This window comes from Paramicrobacterium salitolerans (assembly GCF_051513965.1).
Taxonomy (GTDB): domain Bacteria; phylum Actinomycetota; class Actinomycetes; order Actinomycetales; family Microbacteriaceae; genus Paramicrobacterium.
This window is the reverse complement of sequence record NZ_CP195847.1, coordinates 2,003,343-2,023,638: the sequence shown is the minus strand read 5'-3', so window position 1 is coordinate 2,023,638 and position 20,296 is coordinate 2,003,343. Positions and strand designations below refer to the sequence as shown.

18 protein-coding genes are annotated in these 20,296 nt (G+C 66.6%); 14 read left to right on the top strand and 4 right to left on the bottom strand.

Annotated elements, in window-relative coordinates; translation table 11 throughout:
• Positions 1-40 precede the first annotated feature (40 nt).
• The 4 genes from uraD (at position 41) to ACSAGD_RS09660 (ending at position 3,539) form a co-directional block, all read left to right on the top strand.
• On the top strand, positions 41-535 hold the full coding sequence (gene uraD, locus ACSAGD_RS09675) for a 2-oxo-4-hydroxy-4-carboxy-5-ureidoimidazoline decarboxylase (RefSeq protein ID WP_437582519.1): 495 nt from the start codon (positions 41-43) through the stop codon (positions 533-535).
• The gene (gene uraH, locus ACSAGD_RS09670; RefSeq protein ID WP_437582518.1) at positions 532-873 is read left to right on the top strand and encodes a hydroxyisourate hydrolase; all 342 of its coding nucleotides are present in this window, start codon (positions 532-534) and stop codon (positions 871-873) included. The genes uraD and uraH overlap by 4 nt, the downstream gene beginning before the upstream one ends.
• Before the next feature lies 1 nt (position 874).
• Positions 875-1,768, top strand: coding sequence for a factor-independent urate hydroxylase (pucL, locus tag ACSAGD_RS09665; protein ID WP_437582517.1), 894 nt, complete (start codon positions 875-877; stop codon positions 1,766-1,768).
• A 211-nt stretch (positions 1,769-1,979) separates the two neighbouring features.
• Entirely contained in the window at positions 1,980-3,539 is a 1,560-nt protein-coding gene (locus ACSAGD_RS09660) for a nucleobase:cation symporter-2 family protein (RefSeq protein ID WP_437582516.1), read from the top strand.
• A gap of 162 nt (positions 3,540-3,701) precedes the next feature.
• Here the strand turns inward: ACSAGD_RS09660 and ACSAGD_RS09655 are convergent, their stop codons facing one another.
• From ACSAGD_RS09655 to ACSAGD_RS09645, 3 genes are all read right to left on the bottom strand, one after another.
• Positions 3,702-4,097 carry a hypothetical protein gene (locus ACSAGD_RS09655; RefSeq protein WP_437582515.1) on the bottom strand — a complete coding sequence of 132 codons (396 nt, stop codon included), beginning with the start codon at positions 4,095-4,097 and terminating at the stop codon, positions 3,702-3,704.
• Positions 4,098-4,170: 73 nt separating this feature from the next.
• The gene (locus ACSAGD_RS09650; protein WP_437582514.1) at positions 4,171-4,926 is read right to left on the bottom strand and encodes an SDR family oxidoreductase; all 756 of its coding nucleotides are present in this window, start codon (positions 4,924-4,926) and stop codon (positions 4,171-4,173) included.
• Positions 4,923-5,687: an IclR family transcriptional regulator gene (locus tag ACSAGD_RS09645; protein WP_437582513.1), complete on the bottom strand. Its 765-nt coding sequence runs from the start codon at positions 5,685-5,687 to the stop codon at positions 4,923-4,925. The genes ACSAGD_RS09650 and ACSAGD_RS09645 overlap by 4 nt, the downstream gene beginning before the upstream one ends.
• A 210-nt stretch (positions 5,688-5,897) precedes the next feature.
• On the opposite strand from ACSAGD_RS09645, the gene ACSAGD_RS09640 reads away from it, so the two are divergent.
• Genes ACSAGD_RS09640 through ACSAGD_RS09625 form a run of 4 tightly spaced genes read left to right on the top strand, consistent with a single transcriptional unit; the run spans position 5,898 to position 11,001 of the window.
• On the top strand, positions 5,898-7,292 hold the full coding sequence (locus tag ACSAGD_RS09640; RefSeq protein WP_437582512.1) for an NAD-dependent malic enzyme: 1,395 nt from the start codon (positions 5,898-5,900) through the stop codon (positions 7,290-7,292).
• Positions 7,293-7,295: 3 nt separating this feature from the next.
• Positions 7,296-8,894, top strand: a complete 1,599-nt coding sequence (aceB, locus tag ACSAGD_RS09635; protein ID WP_437582511.1) for a malate synthase A — start codon at positions 7,296-7,298, stop codon at positions 8,892-8,894.
• The gene (locus ACSAGD_RS09630) at positions 8,894-10,165 is read left to right on the top strand and encodes a DUF6986 family protein (RefSeq protein WP_437582510.1); all 1,272 of its coding nucleotides are present in this window, start codon (positions 8,894-8,896) and stop codon (positions 10,163-10,165) included. Before aceB ends, ACSAGD_RS09630 begins: the two co-directional genes overlap by 1 nt.
• Positions 10,162-11,001 carry a bifunctional allantoicase/(S)-ureidoglycine aminohydrolase gene (locus ACSAGD_RS09625; protein WP_437582509.1) on the top strand — a complete coding sequence of 280 codons (840 nt, stop codon included), beginning with the start codon at positions 10,162-10,164 and terminating at the stop codon, positions 10,999-11,001. The genes ACSAGD_RS09630 and ACSAGD_RS09625 overlap by 4 nt, the downstream gene beginning before the upstream one ends.
• A gap of 257 nt (positions 11,002-11,258) precedes the next feature.
• Here the strand turns inward: ACSAGD_RS09625 and ACSAGD_RS09620 are convergent, their stop codons facing one another.
• Entirely contained in the window at positions 11,259-12,251 is a 993-nt protein-coding gene (locus ACSAGD_RS09620) for an endonuclease domain-containing protein (protein WP_437582508.1), read from the bottom strand.
• 365 nt (positions 12,252-12,616) lie between these two features.
• On the opposite strand from ACSAGD_RS09620, the gene ACSAGD_RS09615 reads away from it, so the two are divergent.
• The 6 genes from ACSAGD_RS09615 to allB all read left to right on the top strand — a co-directional run bounded on the left by ACSAGD_RS09615 (position 12,617) and on the right by allB (position 20,272).
• Positions 12,617-13,750, top strand: a complete 1,134-nt coding sequence (locus ACSAGD_RS09615) for a M20 family metallopeptidase (protein WP_437582507.1) — start codon at positions 12,617-12,619, stop codon at positions 13,748-13,750.
• 526 nt (positions 13,751-14,276) lie between these two features.
• The gene (locus ACSAGD_RS09610) at positions 14,277-15,065 is read left to right on the top strand and encodes a hydroxypyruvate isomerase family protein (protein WP_437582506.1); all 789 of its coding nucleotides are present in this window, start codon (positions 14,277-14,279) and stop codon (positions 15,063-15,065) included.
• A gap of 37 nt (positions 15,066-15,102) precedes the next feature.
• The gene (locus ACSAGD_RS09605) at positions 15,103-15,981 is read left to right on the top strand and encodes a 2-hydroxy-3-oxopropionate reductase (RefSeq protein WP_437582505.1); all 879 of its coding nucleotides are present in this window, start codon (positions 15,103-15,105) and stop codon (positions 15,979-15,981) included.
• Positions 15,982-16,008: 27 nt separating this feature from the next.
• Positions 16,009-17,787, top strand: a complete 1,779-nt coding sequence (gene gcl, locus ACSAGD_RS09600) for a glyoxylate carboligase (RefSeq protein ID WP_437582504.1) — start codon at positions 16,009-16,011, stop codon at positions 17,785-17,787.
• A 10-nt stretch (positions 17,788-17,797) separates the two neighbouring features.
• Positions 17,798-18,916 (top strand): glycerate kinase, encoded by a 1,119-nt coding sequence (locus ACSAGD_RS09595; RefSeq protein ID WP_437582503.1) that lies wholly within the window; start codon positions 17,798-17,800, stop codon positions 18,914-18,916.
• A gap of 9 nt (positions 18,917-18,925) precedes the next feature.
• Entirely contained in the window at positions 18,926-20,272 is a 1,347-nt protein-coding gene (gene allB, locus ACSAGD_RS09590) for an allantoinase AllB (RefSeq protein ID WP_437582502.1), read from the top strand.
• The last annotated feature ends 24 nt before the right edge of the window (positions 20,273-20,296 follow it).

Below are 20,296 nucleotides of genomic sequence, written 5' to 3'. Positions count from 1 at the left end.
AAGTACGGAAACATAGTTTCCCGACGCTAGAGGATCAAGGATGCGACTCGAGCAGTTCAACAGCATACCCAGCGCGGATGCTGCAGAGGCACTGCGACCCTGCCTGGATATTGAGCGGTGGCGCAACGCCATCGTCGACGCACGGCCGTTCGACAGCCGCGACGCCCTCATCGGCTTCGCCGCAGAGGCGGCCACTCCGTTCACCGACGAGGAGCTGGAGCAGGCGCTGTCGCACCACCCTCGGATCGGCGACCGAGCCACGGGGCAGAGCGCCGAAGCATCCATGTCTCGAAACGAGCAGTCGGGCGTCGACACCTCAGACGACGTCGCCGCAGCCCTCGCCGAGGGCAACCGCGCCTACGAGGCGAAGTTCGATCGCGTCTTCCTCATCCGCGCCGCCGGGCGCAGCGCCGACGAGATTCTCGCTGCGCTCACCGAGCGACTCGGCAATACTGCAGAAGAGGAACAGGCGATCGTCGACCAACAGCTTCGCGAGATCGCGAGCTTGCGACTTGAAGGAGTAGTGAGCGCATGAGCGTCTCCCACGTGACCACCCACATTCTGGACACGACTGCCGGGCGACCGGCCGTCGGGGTCTCCGTCGTTCTCGAAGCCCAGAACGGCGAGGCCTGGAGCCAGTTAGCCACGGGCTTCACCGATGCTGACGGGCGGGTGAAAGAGCTTGGCCCTGAGCGGCTGGAATCCGGTGCATACCGGCTCCGGTTCGACACAGGCGCCTACTTCGCCGGCATCTCCCAGGACACCTTCTTCCCGGAGGTCTCGTTGACGTTCTCCGTCGACAGTGAGCAGGAGCACTATCACGTCCCGCTGTTGCTCAGTCCGTTCGCCTATTCAACATATCGAGGGAGCTGAGATGAGCAACGCCATTCTCGGAAAGAACCAGTACGGAAAAGCTGAGGTCCACGTCGTCCGCGTCAAGCGCGACACCGATCGCCACGAGATCAAGGACCTCAACGTCACCAGCCAGCTGCGCGGTGACTTCGAAGAGGTGCACAGCACGGGAGACAACGCCCACTGCCTGCCCACCGACACGCAGAAGAACACGGTCTTCGCGTTCGCGAAGGACGGCATCGAGTCGCCCGAGCAGTTCCTGCTCGGACTCGCCGACCACTTCATCGGTGGATGGAGCTGGGTCGACGGCGGCCGCTGGGAAGCGGAGCAGTCGAACTGGGACCGCATCCTCGTCGGCGGCGCCGAGCACGACCACTCGTTCGTGCGCAACGGCACCGAGACCCGCACCGCTGTCGTCGTGGGTGACGGCGACAAGCGCACGGTCATCGGCGGGCTGCACAGCCTCACCGTTCTGAAGTCCACCGGAAGCGAGTTCGTCGGGTACGAGAAGGACAAGTACACGACGCTCGCCGAGGCGACCGACCGCATCCTCGCGACCGACGTCGCCGCCCGCTGGCGCTACAACACCACCGACGTTGACTGGAACGCCACCTACGAGAGCGTCAAGGCTCTGCTGCTCGAGGGTTTCGCTGAGAAGCACTCCACAGCTCTGCAGCAGACGCTCTTCCAGATGGGCGAGAAGGTCATCGACGCTCACCCCGAGATCGACGAGCTGAAGTTCTCGATGCCCAACAAGCACCACTTCGTCGTCGACCTCTCGCCGTTCGGCCTCGACAACCCCAACGAGGTCTTCTACGCGGCCGACCGCCCCTACGGCCTCATCGAGGCGACCGTCCTCCGCGACGGCGCACCCCTCGAAGAGAAGGCATGGGAAGGCATCGCCGGGTTCTGCTGACACGCGGCGCTCCCGGAGCTCCGGCTCCGGGAGCGCAGCCCCAGCCCCCCGACTCCCACAACTGAACACGTCTTTCACGTTCACCGATCGCGCCTCGGCTGAGCGTTGGTTCGTATAACCAAACCCACTTTTTCACTAACTCAGAACATGACCCGGGTTCGATCGAAACTCCTGGTCGAACGCTACCCAACATCTGGACGAGGAGGTCCACATGTCTCGAGCACAGCGTGCGCGAACGCAACACACAGTAGATCCAGAGCGCCCCGAAGACGAGCGGATGCCGATCGGCAGCGCCTTCGCCTTCGGCCTCCAGCACGTGCTGACGATGTACGGCGGCATCATCGCCGTCCCAATCATCATCGGTGGCGCCGCGGGGCTCAGCTCCGGCGAGGTCGCCATCCTGCTGGCATCCTGTCTCTTCATCGGTGGTCTCGCCACGATTCTGCAGACTGTCGGCATTCCCTTTTTCGGATCCAAGCTACCGCTCGTGCAGGGAGTCTCGTTCGCCGCTGTCGCGACGATGCTCTCGATCCTCGGCCAGGGCTCGGGCATTCAGGGCGTCTTCGGCGCCGTGCTCGTAGCCTCGATCATCGGTCTGGTCATCGCGCCGTTCTTCGCGCAGATCGTCCGGTTCTTCCCGCCGATCGTCACCGGCATCATCATCACGACCATCGGTCTGACCCTTGTGCCCGTCGCGGCCGGCTGGATCGTCGGCAACGACCCCGAGGCCGCCAACTTCGCCGAACCGAGCGACATCGGCCTCGCAGCGATCACCCTCGCGATCATCATGCTGCTCAGCAAGGTCGGCAACGCGACCATCTCGCGCCTGTCGATTCTGATCGCTCTCGTGCTCGGCACCGGCGTCGGTGCTCTCATGGGCAAGGTCGACTTCACCGGCGTGTTCGATGGCGCCATCATCGCCTTCCCGAACCCGTTCCACTTCGGTCTTCCGGTGTTCGAACCGGCCGCCATCTTCTCCATGCTCATCGTGATCCTCGTCATCATGACCGAGACCACGGCTGACCTGATCGCGATCGCCGAGATCACCGGCTCCAAGATGGACTCCAAGCGCATCGCCGCCGGCCTTCGCGCCGACATGCTCTCGAGTGCGGTATCGCCGGTGTTCAACTCGTTCACGCAGAGCGCGTTCGCTCAGAACGTGGGCCTCGTCGCCGTCACCAAGATCAAGAGCCGCTGGGCTGTCGCCGCGGGTGGTGTGATCATGCTGCTCCTCGGTCTGCTGCCGGTGCTCGGACGCATCGTGGCTGCCATCCCGATGCCGGTCCTCGGCGGCGCAGGCATCGTCCTGTTCGGCACGGTCACCGCGAGCGGCATCCGCACGCTCTCGAAGGTGAGCTACCGCGACAACATGAACCTCATCATCGTCGCGACCTCCATCACCTTCGGTGTGCTGCCGGTCGTGAACGAGGGCATCTACTCGAAGTTCCCGGCATGGTTCCAGGTCATCTTCGACTCGGGCATCAGCTCGGCGGCGATCATGGCGGTCCTGCTGAACCTGCTGTTCAATGTGTTCAGCTTCGGAACCCCGAAGGATCCGTCGGTGTTCGCCGCGGCACCCACGCGGCAGATCCCCGTTCAGGTCATCGAATGCCTCGAAGAGGGCGACCGGTGCGTCGACGGCAAGATCGTGGATGCCGAAGACAACGAAGTCGTTCTCGTCGACTCCGAGGGCAACGCGATCGAACTGCCCGGCGCTGCTGAGAAGCCGGACAACTCGTCGCGCGGACCGAAGGACACCACGACGAGTTAGAGACTCACCTCGCCGGGGTAAGGACCGTGGGGGCGTGCCACGTTGCCCTGGCGAGGTGTGCTGACTGCGTGGGCGGTGCGCCCACATGACTCCAGTGCACCGCCCGCGCCGCTGTCCGCACGTGAGACCGGTTATTTAGCTGCCGTAGGAGCGTCGGTCACTTCACGGGGCGACAAATGCCATGAGGTGAATTATGCAGCCAACAAGCGAGATCAGAGTCCCGGCTGCACCGAGCAACGCGGGACTCTTCAACTCTGAGACCTGAGCCGCGAGTATTCGCTTCTCAATCTCGAAATGAGTCAGTCGAGATTCATCGCTCCAAGAGTGCCCATGGATCTCCTTGTACCGACGTGCGTACTCGCGATTGATTCGCTCGCTGTTCTTGAGGCCGTCGAATGCGGAGTCTGAAGCCATCTGCGTGTCATGACGGATGATTTCGTTCTCGTGCCACTGCTCTAGGCCGGCATCGGCCTGGATCTTTTCCTCGATTCGTCGCAAGCCTCGCCTGGCAGACAGCCAGACAAAGATGACGGCAAGGAACACAAGAAGTGCACCCACAAATTCAACCTAGGTCGCGACAATTTCCATTCAGGGAGTATCGCACGGTGGATGATCTCGTCGACGGAAGCGGTCAGCCGCGGCCGACGAACGGCATGCCGGAGGCCGTGATGGTCAGCGCATTGACCGTGGCATTCGCCGGCAGCTCTGCCATGAGGAGCACCGCGCGTGCGGCATCCTCAACCGAAAAGCTCGGCTCGACCATGCGTGAGCCGTCCGCCTGCAGAGCACCGTCGGAGAGCCCGATCGACTGCGTGAGCTCCGTGGCGGCATTGCCGATGTCGATCTGCCCGCATGAGATGCCAAACGGGCGCCCGTCGAGATCGATGGACTTCGTCAGACCGGCGACCGCGTGCTTCGTCGCCGTGTAGGCGGGGGAGAGCGGTCGCGGTGACTGTGCGGAGATCGAGCCGTTGTTGATGATGCGACCGCCCCGCGGAGACTGCGCCTTCATGACGCGCACCGCCTCCGCGCTGCACAGCATCACCGAGGTGAGGTTCACCGTGAGCGCGCGGTTCCACTCGTCAAGGCCGATCTCATCGACGGAGGCGGCCTTCGGGAAGATCCCCGCGTTGTTGAACAGCACGTCGACGCGGCCCCACTGCTCGATGATGCGAGCGAAGAGCTCGGCGACCTGATCCGGGTCGGTCACGTCGGTGGGCACGACGAGGGCGTTGCTAAAGGATGCCGCGGTCTCACGCAGCGGCTGCTCGCGACGACCCGCGAGAGCCACGCGGAACCCCGCCTGAAGCATCGCCGTCGCAACCGCCCGGCCGATGCCGGACCCCGCGCCGGTGACGACCGCGACGCGCGGCGACGTCTCGGTCACGCGACGTTGAGCTCGTCGGAGATGGAGCGCGCCGCCGCCGTGAGAAGCGGAATCGCCCGGTCGGCGAAGGCCTCGTCGACCCGGGTGTCCGGGCCGGAGACGGAGATCGCCGTGGGCGTCGGGGCATCTGGGACAGCCATTGCATAGCAGCGCACGCCGAGCTCCTGCTCGCCGTCGTCGATGGAGTAGCCGCGCTCGCGGATGCGGGCGAGCTCCTCGAGAAGCTCGTCAACCGAGCCGATGCTCTTCTCGGTCGGCGTCGGCATTCCCGCACGCTCCACGATGCCGCGGACCCGCTCCTCGGGCAGGTGGGCGAGCATCGCCTTGCCGACGCCGGTGTCGTGGGTGTGAGCGCGGCGGCCGACCTCGGTGAACATTCGCATGGAGTGCTTCGACTGCACCTGGGCGATGTAGACGACCATGTCGCCATCGAGGACAGCCATGTTGGCGCTCTCGCCGAGCTCGGAGACCAGGGACGACAGCTGCGGGCGCGCCAGTGCGCCGAACTGCTTGTTCGCGCCCTCACCGAGGCGGATGAGGCGTGGCCCGAGCGCGTACCGCCGGTTGGGCAGCTGGCGCGCGTAGCCGAGAGAGACGAGCGTGCGAAGCAGGCGGTGGATCGTGGGGAGCGGCAGGTCGGTGGACGACGAGAGCTCGCTGAGCGTGACCTCGCCTCCGGCATCCGTGATCAGCTCGAGCAGCTCGAACACGCGCTCGACGGACTGCACACCTCCGGACGGCTTGGCTTGCTTTGCCGGCATGGTCACCTCTTTCGTGAATGTTCTGTTCCATCATGCGAGAAATCGGCGAGTGGCGCAACGCCTATGACGGCGATTGGCCGTCATTCGCGGCATCCCTCTGTAATACAGTGTCGCGACTTGTGATTCCATCTAGCAAATATTATTATCCATAATACGAAATCACGTCGAAAGGCCCAACGTGGGTCAATACCTCATAGAGGAGGCAACAACATGGCAGGTCCCGGTCCCGGCAATTCGATCACCCTCAGGCTCGAAGCCCCCGCGAACTACACCGCCACGAGCGAGCTCGCCTCCGCGGCAGCACGCGTGGGCGCTGTCGTCACGGGTCTCGACGTCGTGGAATCCCACCACTCGGGCATGGTCGTCGACCTGACGTGCAACACGTCCGGAACCGACCACGCAGACCAGGTGAAGAACGCCCTCGACGCTCTCGAGGGCGTTGCTGTTCGCAAAGTGAGCGACCGCACGTTCCTGATGCACCTCGGCGGCAAGCTCGATGTGACGCCGCGCGAACCCATCCGCACCCGCGACGACCTCTCCCGCGCCTACACGCCGGGCGTCGCACGCGTGTGCACCGCGATCGCAGAGAACCCCGCCGACGCACGTGCGCTCACAATCAAGCGCAACACCATCGCCGTCGTGACCGACGGCTCGGCCGTGCTCGGCCTCGGCAACATCGGCCCGGAGGCCGCGCTGCCGGTCATGGAGGGCAAGGCCGTTCTGTTCAAGCAGTTTGCCGGCGTCGACGCGTGGCCTGTCTGCATCGACACGCAGGACACCGAGGAGATCATCAAGGTCGTCAAGGCGATCGCCCCCGTCTACGGCGGCATCAACCTCGAAGACATCGCGGCACCGCGCTGCTTCGAGATCGAGCAGCGCCTGCGCGACGAATTGAACATCCCCGTCTTCCACGATGACCAGCACGGCACCGCGATCGTCACCCTCGCCGCGCTCACCAACGCGCTGCGCGTCGTCAGCAAGAAGATCGAAGACGTTCGCATCGTCGTGTCGGGCGTCGGTGCCGCCGGCAACGCGATCGTCCAGCTGCTGCAGGCGCAGGGCGCAAAGAACATCATCGCGTGCGGCAGCCGCGGGGCGATTCACTCGGGCGAGAGCTACGAGGACCCACACCGCCAGGAGCTCGCTCAGACCACCAACCCCGAGGGCTTCTCCGGAACCCTCGCGGAGGCGCTCGTCGGAAGCGACGTCTTCATCGGCGTCAGTGCGCCGGACATCCTCACGGGTGACGACGTCGCGAAGATGGCGGACGACGCGATCGTCTTCGCCATGGCGAACCCCGTGCCCGAGGTCGACCCCGTCGTCGCATCGCGCACCGCCGCCGTCGTCGCCACCGGACGCAGCGACTTCCCGAACCAGATCAACAATGTGCTGGCGTTCCCCGGAGTGTTCCGCGGACTCCTCGACGCGGGCGTGTCGGACATCACCGCGCCTATGCTGGTCGCAGCCGCGCAGGCCATCGCCGACCGCGTCGAGCCGGACGAACTGAACGCCAGCTTCATCATTCCCAGCGTCTTCGACCCGCTTGTCTCGGTCGAGGTCGCTGAGGCCATCGTCAAAGCAGCAGAGCAGAGCAAGGAGCAGTAGACAGTGTCACTGACAGTCAAGACGGAAGCCACGGCAGAGCGAAGCGCCGAGATTCTCACGGACGAAGCGCTCGCCTTCGTCGAGAAGCTGCACCGCGAGTTCGCCCAGCGGCGCGATGAGCTGCTCGGCAAGCGTCGCGAGCGGCGCGCTGCGGCAGCGGCATCCGGCACCCTCGACTTCCTCCCCGAGACCGCCGACGTGCGGGCCGGGGACTGGAAGGTGGCAGAGGCGCCCGCCGCTCTTCAGGACCGCCGCGTCGAGATCACCGGACCGGCAACTCCCGCGAAGATGGCGATCAACGCCCTCAACTCGGGTGCCAAGGTGTGGCTCGCCGACCTCGAAGACGCGAGCACGCCGCACTGGTACAACGTGGTCGACTCGCAGGTGAACCTGAAGGATGCCGCACGAGGCACCCTCGCGTTCACCTCGCCCGAGGGCAAGTCGTATGCGCTCCGCGACGACGCGCCCCTCGCCGTCGTAGTGGTTCGCCCCCGCGGCTGGCACATGGACGAAGACAACATCGAGATCGACGGCCAGGCAGGAGTGGGTGCGTTGCTCGACTTCGGGCTGCACTTCTTCCACAACGCTGCGCATCTCGCGGCATCCGGGCAGGGCCCCTTCTACTACCTGCCGAAGATGGAGAGCCACCTCGAGGCGCGCCTGTGGAACGACGTCTTCACGTTCGCCGAGAAAGAGCTCGGAATCGAGCACGGCACCGTGCGCGCGACCGTGCTCATCGAGACGATTCCGGCCGCGTTCGAGATGGATGAGATCCTCTATGAGCTGCGCGACCACGCCTCGGGGCTCAACGCGGGCCGCTGGGACTACCTGTTCAGCATCATCAAGTACTTCCGCGACGCGGGCAGCGACTTCGTGATTCCGGACCGCGCGAGCGTGGCGATGACCGCTCCGTTCATGCGCGCCTACACCGAGCTGCTCGTGCAGACCTGCCACAAGCGCGGCGCATTCGCGATGGGCGGCATGGCCGCGTTCATCCCGAACCGCCGCGACCCGGAGGTCACCGAGGCCGCCATCGCGAAGGTCCGCGACGACAAGAAGCGCGAGGCCACTGACGGGTTCGACGGATCCTGGGTCGCTCACCCCGACCTCGTGCCTGTGTGCCGCGAGGTGTTCGACGAGGTGCTCGGCGACAAGCCGAACCAGCTCGACAAGCAGCGTCCCGAGGTCAACGTCACCGCGAAGGACCTCCTCGACATCGCGTCGGCACCCGGCGAGGTCACTGAGGCCGGGCTGCGTCTCAACCTGTACGTGGCTGTCGCATACACCGCCGTGTGGCTTTCGGGCAACGGCGCCGTGGCGATCCACAACCTCATGGAAGACGCCGCGACCGCGGAGATCTCGCGCTCGCAGGTGTGGCAGCAGCTGCACAACAAGGTCCGCTACTCCGACACCGGCAACGAGGCGACGCCCGAGCTCGTCACGCGACTGCTCGCGGAAGAGACCGAGCACCTCAAGAGCGAGGTCGACCACGAGTCGTTCACGCGGTACTACGAGCCCGCGTCCACGCTCATCCGCGACATCTGCCTCTCGGATGACTACGAGGACTTCCTCACCACGCCGGCCTACGAACTGGTGCGCTGATGGCGAGTTCTCTGACTGACAACGACGTCGCCCGCGTCGACGCCCGCCTCGAGCAGACCGACGAGCTGCTCGAGCGGGCGTACCCCGGCGACGACGGAAGCCGCCAGCCCATCCACACCGTCTACGTTCCCGGGCACCGGTACGAACCCGGACTCCCTGCGCAATGGGGAGCGGATGCCGCGGAGGCCGTCGCCGCCGCGGGTGGCACCGCAGCCCTCTGCGAGAAGCTCGGCCTCGACCCGCTGCTCACGGAGGAGATCGCGCCGCTCGTCGACGCGAAGCTCGCCTCCGAGCCGATCGAAGACCTCCGGATCGACTTCGAGGACGGGTTCGGCGATCAGGGCGATGACGCAGAGGATGCCGCCGCAGTGGCCGCCGCGGAGCACGTCGCAACCGCGGTCGCCGAGGGAACGGTGACGCCGTTCATCGGCATCCGCTTCAAATGCTTCGAAAAGGCGACCCGCCACCGCGGACTCGCCACGCTCGACCGCTTCGTCTCGACGCTCGCGGAGGCCGGTCCGCTGCCCGAGGGGCTCATCCTCACCCTGCCGAAGGTCACCACCGTCGACCAGGTCGAGGCCATGGTCGGGGTGTGCGAACGCCTCGAAGATGCGCTCGGCCTGGAGAAGGGCCGCCTGCGCTTCGAAGTGCAGATGGAGACGCCGCAGCTGATCCTCGCCGCGGACGGAACCGTTCCGGTTGCCCAGCTGCTGCACCGGGCGGACGGACGCATCACCTCACTGCACTACGGCACCTACGACTACAGTGCTGCGCTGCAGATCGCCGCCGAGTACCAGTCGATGGAGCACCCCGCCGCGGACTACGCCAAGCAGGTCATGCAGGTCGCCGTCGCCGAGACAGGCGTGCGTCTGTCAGACGGCTCGACGAACATCATTCCGGTGGGCTCGCCCGAGGCGGCGCTGGATGCCTGGAAGCTCCACGCGCGTCTCGTGCGCCGCTCGCTCGAGCGTGGCTACTACCAGGGGTGGGACCTCCACGCGGCCCAGCTGCCGACACGTTTCATCGCGAGCTACGCCTTCTACCGCCAGGGCTTCGCGGCCGCGGCATCCCGTCTGGACAACTACCTGCACCACACCGACGCCGGCATCATGGACGAGCCCGCCACCGCCCGCGCCCTCGCGCGCTTCGTGGCACGCGGCCTGCAGTGCGGTGCCGTCACCGAGGCCGAGATCACGGATGCCGCCGGCATCTCGACCCGCGAGCTCATGCAGCTCGCGCACCCCAAACTGACCCTCAAGGAGAACGCATGACAGAGCGCACCTACTACGCGCCCGAGGGCGGGCTGCCGCCGCAGACAGACCTGCTCACCGACCGGGCCATCGTGACCGAGGCTTACACGGTCATCCCGCGCGGGGTGCTGCGTGACATCGTCACGAGCAACCTCCCGGAGTGGACGAACACCCGCGCCTGGGTGCTCGCCAAGCCGATCGCGGGATTCTCGACCACGTTCGCGCAGCTCATCGTCGAGGTGGGCGCGGGCGGCGGAAGTGATAAGCCCGAGCCCGAGGCCGGCGTCGAGTCAGTCGTCTTCGTACTTCGCGGTTCGCTCGTGGCGACGATCGACGGGGTCGAGCACACGATGGATGCCGGTGGCTACGCCTACCTGCCCGCGGGGGCCGACTGGAGTCTGCACAACCGCTCCGGCGACGTCGCCTCGTTCCAGTGGGTCCGCAAGGAGTACGAGCCGCTCGACGGCGTCGACGCTCCGGCGGCCTTCGTCACGAGCGACGACGAGGTCGAGCCCACGCCGATGCCCGACACCAACGGCGCCTGGGCCACGACACGATTCGTCGACCCCGCCGACCTCGCGCACGACATGCACGTCAACATCGTGACCTTCGAGCCCGGCGGCTCCATTCCGTTTGCGGAGACGCACATCATGGAGCACGGGCTGTACGTTCTCGAGGGCAAGGCCGTGTACCGGCTCAACGGCGACTGGGTCGAAGTGCAGGAGGGCGACTTCATGTGGCTCCGCGCGTTCTGCCCGCAGGCCTGCTACGCGGGCGGTCCCGCGAAGTTCCGGTACCTGTTGTACAAGGACGTCAACCGGCAGGTGTCGCTGACCGGCAGCGTCCTCGGTCGCTGATGCGCTGATGCGCTGACGCGCTGCTCGGCGGGTGCACTGCGGAGCAGGCATCCTGGGGAGCTAACGTTCACACTCTGTGCTGACGTACCGTTCTGCGGCGTCGTCCTTCGGGGCGGCGCCGCAGTGCTGTGTGTTCTCCGTGCCGCGATGGTCCTCCCGCGGCATCCACAGGGCTAGCTACGCAATCGTGTGCCACTTTGTCCTACGTCCCGCGCTGCTTTCAGCGCACATACCGGCACATGTTTTTGGGGTGGCAGCTAGGTGGGCAGCTCGGGCCGCGTCGGAGCGTAGAGCGGGCGACGCTGCTGAGCCGTGATCGCCTCGGACACCATGCTCTTCGTCATGTGCGGATGCGCGAAGACATGATCGCTCGTCAGCTGCACCGTGTACCAGCCGAGGCGAGATAACGCAGACAGAGCAGCGACATCCTTCGAGTACTGCTTCGCCTCACGGTGATACGCGCTCTGGTATTCGATCGCGATACGCCACTTCGGGTACGCGAGATCGACACACTTCACCCAGTGGCCGATCTCGTCGAACACGTTGTAGTTCAGTTCGGGCTCGGGAAGTCCGGCCTCGGTCAGGAGAAGGCGCACGTGTGTCTCGGGCCGCGACCAGGCGTTCGTTCTCACGAGCGGCAGTGCGCTCCTCAGAGTCTTGGCGGAAGGATGCCGCTGTGCTGCGGCATCCTTGAGATCGGCAAGTGTCGCGAGCGGCGGCTCGTTCTCCGACCTGTCGTAGGGACCGGCCTGCTCCTTTGCCAGCACAATCGCATCTCCGGCAGCGACCAGGTCCCGAAAGATCAGCATGGAAGCAAGCTGCGCCCACGTTGACGCCGGATCGGTGACGCGCAGGCCCTCGTGCTCAACGACGCGGACAAGCTCTGGATTGACGCGATGCGCGCGAACCCCTTTTCGGCGGAGTGGTCTTGTGGGGTTGACGACGCTGACGTCGATCGCGTCGAACGCCGAGGACGGCAGGGGGATCTGCCAGAGCGCGGCGGCAGAAGCATGGCTGAAAAAGGCTTCCTTGCGCAGGGCGGGCGCGAGCAGCCTCATGCGTGTGAGCAGCTCTCTGTCAGCAGTCGCCGGGCTGGCGGGGGCTTGCAGGGGTACCGTGCGAACACCCGAGAACGGAATCTCGAGGTCGGAGGTGTAGAGCCGCCACCGAGGGACGCCGGCCTTCAGCGCCTCGGAGACGCTGAACGTGTCGCCGAGCTTGGCGGGAATCGGAGAAAGCGGGCTGGGCATGCCTCGACTCTGCCGAAGAGCGCAGAGGCCCGCAGGAGTTTTCCACAGTGTTGGCGACGGACGTTTCTGCTCGAGGGAGGTCACTCAGAACGGGCGAAGTGCTGTGGCAAAAAAGCGTGTGCCACTTCGTGCGGCGAAAAGCGCGCGGGAGAGCAGACAAAGCGGCACATGGGCATGGTAAGTGCGAGGCAGTGATGAACGTGTGCCAGTTTGTGCGCTGAGGTGGGCGCGGGAGATGAGACAAAACGGCACACGGTTGGCAAGACGAGCGACGCTGGCGAACAGTGAGGCTGCCGGGCAGCGTGTGCGCGAGTCGCGTAGCGTGGAGGGGCAGGCACCGGTGCCCACGAACGGAGGTTCTCGCCATGAACGACGCTCTCAAAGAACGCATCGCGGCACGTATCGCCGAGGTCGACGCCGAACTCGTAGAGCTGTCACAGTGGCTGCACGACAACCCCGAGACCGCGTGGCAAGAGCATCGCTCCGCGGCATCCGTCGCCAACCTGCTCGCGCGGCACGGCTTCGTCGTTGAGAAGCCCTACCTTGGTCTCGATACCGCGTTTCGTGCGCGCCGCGGCGACGGCCCCTTCACCGTCGGATTTCTCGCCGAGTACGACGCCCTGCCAGATCTCGGGCACGCCTGCGGACACAATCTCATCGCCGCGATGTCCGTCGGGGGAGCGATCGCGCTCGCCGAGGTGGCAAGCGAAGCGGGTCTCACCGTCGAGGTGATCGGCACCCCGGCGGAAGAGGGCGGCGGTGGCAAAGTCGAACTCATCGAGCGCGGAGCCTTCACCGAGCTGGACTTCGCCCTCATGGCGCACCCGGCCCCCGAGGACGTCGCCGAGGCGCGTCCCTTCGCGGTCGCGCACTGGCACATCGCCTACACGGGGCGGGCGGCCCACGCCGCTGCCTACCCGGACCGCGGCATCAACGCGAACGACGCCTTCGTGATCGCACAGACGGCGCTCGGCCTACAGCGGCAACAGCTCCCCGCGGGCGTGCGTGTGCACGGCATCCAGACCAGGGGAGGTGAAGCACCGAACGCCATTCCCGAGCGGACCGAGGGGCGCTGGTACGTTCGCGCCGAAACGACCGATCTGCTGCTCGAGACCGAGGAGCGCGTGCGACGCTGCTTCGAAGCCGGCGCCCTGGCGACAGGTGCAGAGCTCACGATCACTCCCGAGAGCGGTCGCTATTCAGAGATGCGAGCGGATGCCGAGGCCCTCGCGCTCTACACGGCCAATGCTGAAGCCTTGGGGCGACGTTTCGATGTGCCGCCCGAAGAGGCGAGCATGAACCGCGCCTCGACCGACATGGGAAACGTCTCGCAGATCGTCAACGCGATTCACCCGTTCATCGGGGTCGGGGGAGAGGCGAGCAACCACCAGGCGGCGTTCGCCGACGCCTGCGTGGGGCCTGTCGCAGAGCAGGCGCTGCACGATGGTGCCACGGCACTCGCCTGGACGGCGCTCGACGTGGCCCGCAGTCGCGGCTGACTGGCCCACGCCCAAGCTAGCTCGCCCCTCAGCTGGCCTCACGCAACCGCGCCTGACTTCGCCATGCCTTGGCCCCGCCCCGGCCACGCCCTGGTCACGCCCGGGCCCCGCACTCGTGTGCCACTTTGTGTGCTCTCCCGAGGGTGAGTGAGCGGACAAAGTGGCACATGGTGCTGGGCGGGTGCGCAGGTCGAGGGCGTGCTGCGAAGGTGCATGGGCCAAGGGGCGTGCCACTTTGTGTGTTCTCCCGAGGGTGAGTGAGCGGACAAAGCGGCACACGATGTCGGGTGGGTAGGTCGAGGGGGTGTGCTGCGAGGGTGCGTGGACCGAGGGGTGTGCTGCGAGGGTGCGTGGACCGAGGGGCATGCCGGCCACGGCGGCCAGGCGGGCGGGTACGCGATTGTGAGTGTGCTGAGAAGCGTCGCCTGACGGCATCCCGAGCGGTTGACGTGATTCGCACATACGCTTAGACTTTCATGCAGTAGAAAGTAAATTCCAGAATACGAAATTGTGGAAGGGAGTCGCCATGACGTTCACCGTCAACGCCTCGATCCTCCTCACGGACCATTCCGTGAACGACCGTCCCGCAGCTGCGAAGGCTGCCGGCTTCGACGCTGTCGAGTTCTGGTGGCCGTTTGCGACCGCCGTGCCCGCACAGGCCGACATCGACGCCTTCGTCTCCGCCGTCAGCGATGCCGGTGTGCAGCTGTCAGGCCTCAACTTCTTCGCCGGCAACATGCCCGGCGGCGACCGCGGCCTCGTCTCGTGGCCGACCCGCTCCGGCGAGTTCCGCGACAACATCGAGGTCGTCGTCGAGATCGGTGAGCGACTCGGATGCCGCGCTTTCAACGCGCTCTACGGAAACCGCATCGAGGGCGAAGACCCCGCGAAGCAGGACGACCTCGCACTCGAGAACCTCGCTCTCGCCGCAGACGCCGTCGCCGCGATCGACGGAACCGTCCTGCTCGAGCCGGTCAGCGGTACCCCCGCCTACCCGCTCAAGACCGCGCAGGACGCCCTCGACGTGATCCAGAAGGCCGGCAAGTCCAACATCAAGCTGCTCGCCGACTTCTACCACCTCGCTGTGAACGGCGACGACGTCGACAAGGTCATCGCTGAGCACGCCGCAGACTTCGGCCACATTCAGATCGCGGATGCCCCGGGTCGCGGCGAGCCGGGAAGCGGCGATCTGCCGCTCATGCGCTGGATCGACGACGCTCGCGCCAAGGGCTACGACGGCTACGTCGGCCTTGAGTACAAGACGGACGCGAAGGACCCGTTCGCCTGGGTCTCGGCGACCGCCGCGGCATCCTGATCATCTTCTCTCAGACCACCACAAAGGAGTGACCACAATGACAAACGTCTCCGTCATCGGCCTCGGCATCATGGGGCTCCCCATGGCCGTCAACCTCGTGAACGCCGGCTTCACCGTCACGGGCTACAACCGCAGCCAGCCGAAGATCGACGAACTCGTGAGCAAGGGCGGCCAGGGCGCATCGAGCGTGGCCGAAGCGGTGAAGGACGCCGACGTCGTCATCACGATGGTTCCTGACTCGCCTGACGTCGAGGCCGTCGTGACCGGCGAAGACGGCGTCTTCGCGAACGCCAAGAAGGGCGCACTCTGGATCGATGCAAGCACGATCCGCCCCGACGTCGCCAAGAACCTCTCGGAGCAGGCGACAGCCGCGGGCATCCGTCCGCTCGACGCACCGGTCTCCGGTGGTGAGCAGGGCGCCATCGACGGCGTTCTCTCGATCATGGTCGGCGGCGAGAAAGCTGATTTCGACGACGCCGCTGACGTGCTGAACGCGGTCGGCAAGACCATCGTGCACGTGGGCCCCTCCGGCTCCGGCCAGACGGTCAAGGCTGCGAACCAGCTGATCGTCGCCGCGAACATCGAGGCCCTCTCGGAGGCCATCGTCTTCCTCGAGGCCTACGGAGTCGACACGGATGCCGGCCTGAAGGTGCTCGGCGGCGGACTCGCCGGCTCGAAGGTCCTCGACCAGAAGGGCCAGAAGATGCTCGACCGCAACTTCGACCCCGGCTTCCGCCTCACCCTCCACCACAAGGACCTCGGCATCGTCACCTCCGCAGCGCGCGAGGCCGGCGTGTCGATTCCGCTCGGCGCGGCCGTCGCCCAGCTCGTGGGCAACATCGTCGCGACCGGCGGCGGAGACCTCGACCACTCGGGCCTGTTCACCCAGGTCGCCAAGAACTCCGGCCGGCAGTAGTCGGCACCCATCTGAAGGAGAACACCAATGACTCTGATGCGCACCGTTGACGCTGCCGTCCTGATCCTCGAGAAGGAGGGCGCGACCGAGACGTTCGGTCTGCCCGGCGCAGCGATCAACCCGCTCTACTCCGCCATGAAGGCGCACGGCGGCATCCGCCACACCCTCGCACGTCACGTCGAGGGCGCCTCGCACATGGCTGACGGCTACTCGCGGTCGGCGCCCGGCAACATCGGCGTGTGCCTCGGCACCTCCGGACCCGCCGGAACCGACATGATCACGGGTCTCTACGCCGCGATCGCCGACTCCATTCCGATTCTCTGCATCACCGGCCAGGCGCCGACGCACGTGCTGCACAAGGAGGACTTCCAGGCCGTCGACATCCAGTCGATCGCGGCTCCGGTCACGAAGTTCGCCATGACCGTGCTCGAGCCGGCGCAGGTTCCGGGTGCGCTGCAGCGCGCGTTCCAGGAGATGCGCACCGGCCGCCCCGGCCCCGTGCTCATCGACCTGCCGCTGAACGTGCAGCTCGCCGAGATCGACTTCGACATCGACACGTACGAGCCGCTGCCCGTCGCCACCCCGCAGGCGACGAAGGCTCAGGCGGGCAAGATCCTCGACATGCTCAGCGCGTCGAAGCATCCTGTCATCGTCGCCGGTGGCGGTGTGATCAATGCGGATGCCGCTGACGAGCTCGTTCAGCTCGCGGAGCTGCTCGACGTCCCCGTCGTTCCCACGCTCATGGGCTGGGGCGCCATCTCTGATGACCACCCCCTCATGGCGGGCATGGTCGGCATTCAGACGCAGCACCGCTACGGCAACGCCACGTTCCTCGAGTCGGACTTCGTGCTCGGAGTCGGAAACCGCTGGGCCAACCGCCACACGGGCGACCTCGAGACGTACCGCAAGGGCCGCACCTTCGTGCACATCGACATCGAGCCGACGCAGCTGGGCCGCATCTTCGCGCCCGACTACGGCGTGGTCTCCGACGCGAAGGCCGCCCTGCGGGTGCTCGTCGAGGTGGCGACCGAGCGCAAGAACGCCGGCTCCATCCCGGACTACAGCGACTGGGCGACCGAGTGCACCGCGCGCAAGGGCACGCTGCACCGCAAGACGCACTTCGACAACGTGCCGCTCAAGCCGCAGCGCGTGTACGAGGAGATGAACAAGGCGTTCGGCGAGGACACCACGTATGTCTCGACGATCGGCCTCTCGCAGATTCAGGCCGCGCAGATGCTGCACGTGTTCGGTCCGCGCCAGTGGATCAACGCCGGTCAGGCCGGTCCGCTCGGCTGGACGGTTCCCGCTGCTCTCGGCGTGGTTCGCGGCAAGCCCGGTCAGAAGGTCGTCGCGCTCTCGGGTGACTACGACTTCCAGTTCATGATCGAGGAGCTCGCGGTCGGCGCTCAGCACAACCTGCCGTACGTGCACGTCGTCGTGAACAACTCGTACCTGGGTCTGATCCGTCAGTCGCAGCGTGCGTTCGACATGGACTACCAGGTGTCGCTCGCGTTCGAGAACATCAACTCGCCCGAGACGAACGGCTACGGCGTCGATCACATCAAGGTGGCCGAGGGCCTCGGCTGCAAGGCGATCCGCGTCGAGCAGCCCGAAGACCTCGCGCCGGCCCTCCAGAACGCTCAGGCGCTCGCGGAGGAACACCAGGTGCCGGTGATCGTCGAGGCGATCCTCGAGCGCGTCACCAACGTGTCGATGGGAACGAGCATCGCGAACATCAACGAGTTCGAGGAGCTCGCCGAGGCCCCGGCTGACGCGCCGACGGCACTCACAGAACTGCAGGCATAGCCCCTTTGCCATGCGGATCCTGATCGCCACCGACAAGTTCAAAGGGTCGCTGACCGGCCCGGAGGTCGCCGAGGCACTCGCCTCGGGAATCTCCGGGCACGCGGTCACCGTCGTCCCGGTCGCCGATGGGGGAGAAGGCACAGTGGATGCCGCTCTCGCCGCGGGCTTCACAGAGCACAGCGCCCCGGTGACCGGTCCGACGGGTGAGCCGCTCGAGGCACGCTTCGCCGTGAGGGACGACGAAGCGGTCATCGAGATGGCCGCGGCCAGCGGGCTCGACGTGCTCCCCGGGGGAGAGCCGGCGCCGCTTCGTGCCACGAGCCGTGGAACAGGTGAGCTGATCAGAGCTGCCCTCGACGCCGGATGCACTCGCATTGTGATCGGCGTCGGGGGCAGCGCCAACACCGACGGAGGCGCTGGTCTGCTCGCCGGGCTCGGCGCACGGATGCTCGCCGCGGACGGCACCGAGCTTCCCGATGGCGGAGCCGCACTCGCGGACCTCGCCCGGGTCGACCTCAGCAGGCTCGACGAGCGCATCGGCAGCGCTGACATCGTGCTGGCCGCGGACGTCGACAATCCGCTCACCGGTCCGCGTGGCGCCGCCGCGGTGTTCGGCCCGCAGAAGGGCGCGTCGCCCGAGGACGTCGAGACCCTGGATGCCGCTCTCGCGCACTTCGTCGATGTGCTGAGCGCTCAGCGGCCGGACGCCGTCGACCTGGCCGCGCAGCCGGGAGCCGGTGCCGCGGGCGGAACGGGCTTCGCGTCGCTGCTGCTCGGTGCGCACCGGGAACCGGGGACCGACGTCGTGCAGCGCCTCACCGAGCTGAACGACGCTGTCGCGGCATCCGACCTCGTCATCACCGGCGAGGGCAGCCTCGACGAGCAGACGCTCGGCGGCAAGGCCCCGATCGGCGTCGCGAACGTCGCGATCGCAGCCGGTGTGCCGGTCGTCGCGGTCTGCGGCCGTACTACCCTCGAAGACGAAGCTCTTCGTCAGGCGGGCTTCGCCGCTGTCTACCCGCTTTCCGACCTCGAGCCCGACGTGCAGAAGAGCATGGCGGGCGCGGCCGATCTGCTGCGGCAGATCGGTGAAACCATCACTGCGGATGCCGAGAGGCTGACGCGCTAGGAGCAACACGTGTCACAGAACAACCCCGCCGAGTCCTTCGACCTGGTGATCCGGGGCCGCGTCCTCACCGCTGAGGGCGAGGCCGAGCGCGAGGTCGCCGTCTCGGGCGGACGCATCGCCGCGATCGAGCCCGCGGGTGCCGGGCTCGTGGGGGAGCGCACTGTTGAACTCTCCGCAGACGAGGTTCTTCTGCCGGGTCTCGTCGACTCGCACGTCCATGTGAACGAGCCGGGGCGCACCGAGTGGGAGGGCTTCGCCTCGGCGACGCGCGCCGCTGCCGCGGGCGGTGTCACGACGATCGTCGACATGCCGCTCAACAGCATCCCGCCGACCGTCGACGTCGACGCGCTGAACGTGAAGCGCGAGGTCGCTGGCCCTCAGGCGCACATCGACGTGGGGTTCTGGGGCGGCGCCGTTCCCGGCAACACGGCTGATCTGAAGCCGCTCCACGACGAGGGCGTCTTCGGGTTCAAGTGCTTCCTGCTGCCCAGCGGCGTCGACGAGTTTCCGCCGCTCCCGCTCGACGAGATCGAGCAGGACATGCGCGAGCTCGCCACGTTCGACTCGCTGCTCATCGTGCACGCGGAGGACCCACACACCATCGAGACCGCGCCGCAGGAGTTCGGGCCGGGCTACAGCGGATTCCTCGCCTCGCGTCCGCGCGACGCCGAGAACGCCGGAATCGCGGCCGTCATCGAGCGCGCCCGCCGCACCGGCGCACGCGCGCACATTCTGCACCTCTCGTCGTGCGACGCCCTGCCGATGATCGCCGAGGCGAAGCGCGACGGCGTGAAACTCACGGTCGAGACCTGCCCGCACTACCTGTCGCTCGCGGCGGAGGAGATCCCCGACGGGGCGACCGCATACAAGTGCTGCCCGCCGATCCGCGAGCAGGGCAACCGCGACCAGCTGTGGGAGGGCCTCCTCGACGGCACGATCGACTGCATCGTCTCTGACCACTCGCCGAGCACCGCGGAGCTCAAGGGCACGGGCGACTTCGGCACCGCATGGGGCGGAGTCTCGTCGCTGCAGCTCGGCCTCTCGCTCATCTGGAGCGAAGCGCGCGAGCGCGGCATCCCTCTCTCTCGCGTTCTCGAGTGGATGTCTTCCGGCCCCGCGAACCTCGTTGGGCTCACGCGCAAGGGTCGGCTCGAGGTCGGCGCGGATGCTGACTTCGCCGTGTTCGCACCCGAGGAGCAGTTCACGGTGGATGCCGCATCCCTGCGCCACAAGAACCCGGTGACGCCCTACGACGGCAAGACCCTCACGGGTGTCGTGCGCCGGACGATCCTCCGCGGCGACGAGGTCGATGGCGAGACCCCGCGCGGCCAGCTTCTGCGCCGCGGGGAGGCATAGCCGACACGAACTGCGCGGGCCCCA